The organism is Actinoallomurus oryzae (assembly GCF_039541955.1).
In the GTDB taxonomy this organism is placed as follows: Bacteria; Actinomycetota; Actinomycetes; order Streptosporangiales; family Streptosporangiaceae; genus Actinoallomurus; species Actinoallomurus oryzae.
This window is the reverse complement of sequence record NZ_BAABHF010000101.1, coordinates 1-3,590: the sequence shown is the minus strand read 5'-3', so window position 1 is coordinate 3,590 and position 3,590 is coordinate 1. Positions and strand designations below refer to the sequence as shown.

At 71.2% G+C, this 3,590-nt stretch carries 3 protein-coding genes; all 3 read right to left on the bottom strand.

All coding sequences use genetic code 11. From position 1 onward, the window contains the following. Positions 1–449 (bottom strand): hypothetical protein (locus ABEA10_RS50955; protein ID WP_345475951.1); only part of this gene is annotated, 449 nt, incomplete at its 3' end. Between the two features lie 29 nt (positions 450–478). Further along, positions 479–2,554, bottom strand: a complete 2,076-nt coding sequence (locus ABEA10_RS50950; protein ID WP_345475950.1) for a MarR family transcriptional regulator — start codon at positions 2,552–2,554, stop codon at positions 479–481. Between the two features lie 133 nt (positions 2,555–2,687). Continuing rightward, on the bottom strand, positions 2,688–3,590 hold a 903-nt coding region (locus ABEA10_RS50945; protein ID WP_345475949.1), incomplete at its 5' end, for a hypothetical protein.

Here is a 3,590-nt window from a genome sequence, read left to right as displayed (position 1 = left end):
GCCTGGGGCCACCGGACCGCGAGGGCGGCGTCGGCCTGTTCGCGGGCGGTGTTCATCTCGCCCTCGCCGGGCGGCCCGTCCGGCCATTCCTCGGGCGGGTAGGTGGCGGCGAGGATCGCATCCGCCATGGCGTCGCGGAGGTTGCCGAACTCGAGTGCGCGGGTGGTGATCTGTGGTGCGATGCGCGTCCGGCCGTTGGTGAGGCGGGGCTGGCTGGCGTACTCGTTGCGGACCGCTTGGACGATGAACTCGGCGACGTCCTTCGGGTGCTCGGCGGTCACCTCGATCCACACGTCCGCTTCGTCGCAGTCACCCGCGACGATGCAGTAGCCGCCGAGGCGTTCTTCGGGAGCGGCGTCCTTTGGCGCGGGGATCGCGTGCCAGGTGTCGATGTCGACGCTGCCGATACGCGGGTCGTCGTCGTGGGGGTTGATCCCTGTGGTGGTCATGCTGTCCTTCCTGTTGGTGGGTGGGGTGGTCAGGCGGCGGGGGAGTAGCGGACGGCGGAGCCCGCGCCGGTCCTGGTGACGTAGCCGGCGCGCAGGAGTTCGGCGAGCAGGTCCTGGACCTGGCGGCGGCTCAGGCCGACGGCATCGCAGATGCCCTTGGGCTGGCTGTTGCCGGCGGCGATGGCGGCCAGGACCATGCGGTGGGAGTCGCCGAGCGCGAGCGGCGCGGCCGCAGCGCCGGCGGTGGCGACGGCGTTCGGGCCGGTCACGGCCGGCCTTTGGTGGACGGCCTGGGTGATCGGTCCGGGGAAGCTGATGATGCGTCCCAGGTCGGCGGCTGCCGGCTGGGCGCTCCGGGTCCGGCGGGCACGGCGGCGGGTCTGGTCGGGGAGTTCGCCGCGGGTCAGGGCGTCGACGAACTCGCGGGCGGCGTCGTATGCCGTGGTGTTGTTCTCGTGCCGGTCGCGGTAAGCCTCGGTGCTCAGCAGGGTGGCGGTTGCGGCGAAGGTATCGAGCCCGGGCATGGGCTGGTCGGCGAGCCACTGTGCGGCCTTGCTGCCGGTGTTGCGGTTCCGCCACGGTGCGGTCCGCAGGCCGATGTCGGGGTCGGTGCCGAGCACGTAGCCGTAGCCGGGGATCTTCGGCAGTTCCTTGGGGTCGACGGTCAAGCCCGGGATGAGGCCCTTGGCCTGGTTGGAGACGGTGTGCAGGGCGAAGGCGTTGCCGGCCATCACGCTGGAGCGCATGGCGTCCTTGCCACCGAACGTCTCCAGGCCCGGGTACTGGCTGGCCAACAACAGAGCGACCCCGACCTTGCGGCCCTCACGGGCGATCCGTGCCCAGTCGGCGGCCTTGTTCGGGTCGGCGAACACGACGTGGCACTCATCGATGACCACCAGCAGCCCAGGCCGCTCTGGTGAGGGCGTGAACTCCATGATTCCCATGGCCGCGTTCTGGCGGCCGCGGGCGTCCACGATCGCCAGCAGCGCGTCCAGCACGTCGTCGGCGTTGTCCAGGGTGGCGAACCAGTCGGCATGCTCGGCCAGGGCTGGGGAGGAGGTGCCGTTTTGCGGGTCGAGGAACCAGTAGACGGTGTCCCCGCCGGAGATCGCCGAGATCACGGCGTTCTCGATCAGGCGGGACTTGCCGATGCCGGTACCGCCGATGACCACGCCGGACCACATCGAGCCGGGCGTGTACAGCTTGTAGGGGACCTCGCCGTCACCGTCGGCGTACGGGCCCAGGCGCAGCAGGCCGCCCTCGCGGCGTGGGCCGGTGAAGTCGACGTTGCCGGCGATGGGGGAGTCGATGAGGACCTGCAGCCGGCACCAGGCCGAGGAAAGGACCGGATGCGGCTCTGGCACCAGGTCCTCGACGTTGCAGTCCAGGGCGGTGGCGAGCTTCCCGAGGTTGGAGTACAGCGTGGCGATCGACTGCTTGCCGCGGTTCAGGCCCAGGTCGAATGCGATCGTGTACCGGGTCTGGACCGGGTTGATGAGGACCGAGCCCTCCAGGGCCGCGCCCTTGGACGCGGCGAACTCGCGGTAGTCGGCCATGATCTGTTCGGCCGACTCCAGCTTTTCCTTGGTGGGGGGCGGCGCGGCGGGGTCGGGGTAGCCGGGCCGGTGGTGCTGCCACCAGCGCGCCGCCAGCGCGTACTCGGCGCCGATCAGCAGCGCGGCCTGTTCGGGGCCCATCCCGTACGGGGCCAGGGTCAGCCACCCGGCACCGATCAGGCCGGCGAGCAAGACCCGCTTGGTCCACCGTGGCTTGCGCTTTTTGACCTTCCGGGCGATCCAGAGGGCGGCCGGGACGCTGGTACCGGCCAGCACCATGGCGATCTGGCCCGGCGCGGCGCCGTGCGCGGCGATCGCGTGCGCGGCCAGGCCGGTGCCGCCGACGCCGGCGGCCACGGTGTGGGGGAGCAGCTGGCGGCGCAACCGCCAGCGGGTCGCGCGGACGTCGGACCATACGCGGCCGGGCCAGCTCGCCGGCCGCCACTGCGAGGTGGCCTCCTCCTCGCCGGTCACGTCCTGCCCGGCGTCGGCGTCCGTCTGCTCAGGCTTGGCCTGGTCCTCGCGTCGGTCCTTGGTCTTGGTCGCCATCCCCGTCTCCCTCTCCGTCTCTTCGTTCGCCCTGGTCAAAGGGGGGTGGGGTGTCAGGGAGGCCCACACCTCGGGGAAGGGAGGTATGGGCGACCCTGACGCACCACGCGCCAACGGGCCCGATGGGCCCTGGTCAGTCGTTCTGCATGAACTGCTTGTTGCCGGCGCCGGACCGCGCGTCGTACGCCTCCTTGACGCTGTTGTCGGCGACCAGCTCGGCGTTCGCCGCGTTGAACGCGGCCTCGGCCTGGTTGAGGTGTTCCTGGGCGGCGGACAGGTGGGTCAAGACCGCGCCGCTGACCTCGCCGGACTGCAGGGAGGCGATCGAGGTCTCGACGCTGGCCGCGCCATCGCGGGCGCTGGCGGCCATCGAGGAGGTGTAGGTCAGCGCGGAGCTCTGGCCGGTGGTCTCGCCGGATGCGGACATGGTGTTCTCCGTTTCGTTGGACGGTGTGGTGTTGGTCGGGGCCGGCGTGGTCGCCGGCCTGGTCTCAGGCGAGGTGGAGCCGTAGGTCGCGAGGACCTGCTTCATCTCCTCCTCGGTGGTGATGCCGAGCTTGGCGGCGGCCTCCTCGGCGGCCTGGCGGGACAGCTTGGCCCGGGTCCAGTTGCCGGTCGCCTCCGCGGCGGCGGCGTGTTCGTACTCGCGGGCGAACCGCCGCTTCAGCTCCGCCTCGTCCAGTACCTGCCGGGCCGCCTCCTCCGGCGCCTGGCCGTCTTGGGCGGTGGCCGCGCCATCGGCGGCATCGCTTGTGTGCTCGGTCGGCTGCTGTCCGGCGTCGACATCGCCGCGCTCGAGGACCTCAGCCGCCATGTCCCGGGTGATCCGGTCGTCGCTGTCTTCGACCAGGACCTGCGCGGCCTGCTTCATGTCGGTGATCCCGGCCGCCCGGGCCAGGCGACGGCCCTCAATGAGTTCGGCCTCGCGCTGGTCCGGGGTCAGGTCCTTCTTGGTGTTGAACTCGTCGAACCAGGTCACGAAGTAGCCCCGGGCCGCCTCGCGGTCGAGCTGGTCGTCACTGTGATACGGATCGAA